This window comes from Thiocapsa marina 5811 (assembly GCF_000223985.1).
Taxonomy (GTDB): Bacteria; Pseudomonadota; Gammaproteobacteria; order Chromatiales; family Chromatiaceae; genus Thiocapsa; species Thiocapsa marina.
In genome coordinates this window covers 1-1,415 of sequence record NZ_AFWV01000048.1, presented here as the reverse complement: position 1 = coordinate 1,415, position 1,415 = coordinate 1, and the positions used below count along the sequence as shown (strand labels likewise).

The 1,415-nt window shown below is 63.6% G+C and carries 2 protein-coding genes; both read right to left on the bottom strand.

Features of this window, described 5'->3' with window-relative positions; translation table 11 throughout:
- Positions 1-509: 509 nt before the first annotated feature.
- Complete coding sequence (locus tag THIMADRAFT_RS24195) at positions 510-752, bottom strand: hypothetical protein (protein WP_007195775.1); 243 nt, start codon at positions 750-752, stop codon at positions 510-512.
- On the bottom strand, positions 752-1,309 hold the full coding sequence (locus tag THIMADRAFT_RS24190; protein ID WP_233490345.1) for a putative toxin-antitoxin system toxin component, PIN family: 558 nt from the start codon (positions 1,307-1,309) through the stop codon (positions 752-754). Before THIMADRAFT_RS24190 ends, THIMADRAFT_RS24195 begins: the two co-directional genes overlap by 1 nt.
- Positions 1,310-1,415: the final 106 nt, after the last annotated feature.

The following is a 1,415-nucleotide window of genomic DNA, read 5'->3' as shown; positions in this document are numbered from 1 at the left end:
AGTCCCGCCACCGCGCTGGATCCACCTCGCGCCGCCGGCCCACACCCCGGCCGCGCGAGACCGGGGGAGCGCTTCGCCGACCCCCATCACGCAACTTGATCGCGAAACCATCAAAATCGCTGACCGCACTCACTATTTCGCGCCGAGCGCCCGCTGGAGGCGCAGGCGGCGGGTTTTCTCGATGCGGTGTTGGAGGCGGGTGCGCCCGACAATGTGTCTTTGATCCTGGGGCGAATGGCGAACACGCGAACCACTTGACGGTGCGCTTGGCGGCGTCGATGGGTCCGGTCAACGCGCGTCGAGGATGGTCTTCGGGATTGGCGCGTGGGGATCGACCATGCTCGCTGTCAGGGCAGCAGAAGAGGACGACTGCAAGTCGTCGATCCCGGGGTGGTGTCGCTTCGCGACGATAGGGGGCGTGGTTTCCGGCCTGTCGGAGGAACAAGGCACCGGTGACCGAACATGATGGTCTGCACGTCGAGTCACCGGACGGGAATCATGACCGCTTCTCAATCGTCCATCCTGTCCCCGGCCTCGGGCGGGACATCGGGACTGGCCGCGAGCCAGACATCGAAGGCGGCGAGATCGCCCCTCGCTTGCCGCTCGCGAAAATAGGTCTCCGTCTTGAGCGCGGACACCTTTTCGGCGATCGCGGTGACGAAGAACTGGTTCATCGACACCTGTTCTTCCTCCGCCACCTGACGGGCATAGGCGAACAGTGATTCAGGCAGTCTCAGTGCATAGTTGGCCATTAGGAGTGTTCCTCAAGGCGGCGGAGAAAGGCGCCCGGTGTCAGAACCGTCAGCCTGAAGCGTTCCGCGGCGCCGAAATCAGCTGTATTCAACGTGACCAGTGCGTCGGCGCGACCGTTCAAGGCAGTCTCGAGCACCATCTCGTCGGCTGGATCACGCGTTTGCGGACGCCACAGGAAATGTAGGTGCACCGGCTCCATGAGCAGGCACAAGGCATCCAGGAAGGCGTCGGTCATCGCCTCGGTACGCTGGCCGACCGACAAATGCTCGGGCCGTTTGAGCACGGCTTCGTATTCCAGCAGCAGCGGCACTGAACCGAGGGCGACATAGCGCCGCTCGCGCAAGGCATGCAACAGCGTGAACGAGGCACCCCGGCGACTGCGTGAGGCCGCGACCAGGACATTGGTATCCAACACGACGCGCACAGGTTTCATATCGCTGATGATATGATTACGAGCCAAGGAGTCAACCAAAACCTGCACCGGAGCCAACACCGGCATCGCCGCCGACCTCTGGGTGCTGTCCGGTGGAAGGTCACCGTCGAGCGCCGGTTGCACAGCCGAGGCGCATGTCGTGCCAGGCGCTGTTTCGACTTAATCCCCCACCACCGTCAAGCTGAGCACCCGCTCGCCGTGGCCTCGCGTCGAGTCCGGAAAGGGAATC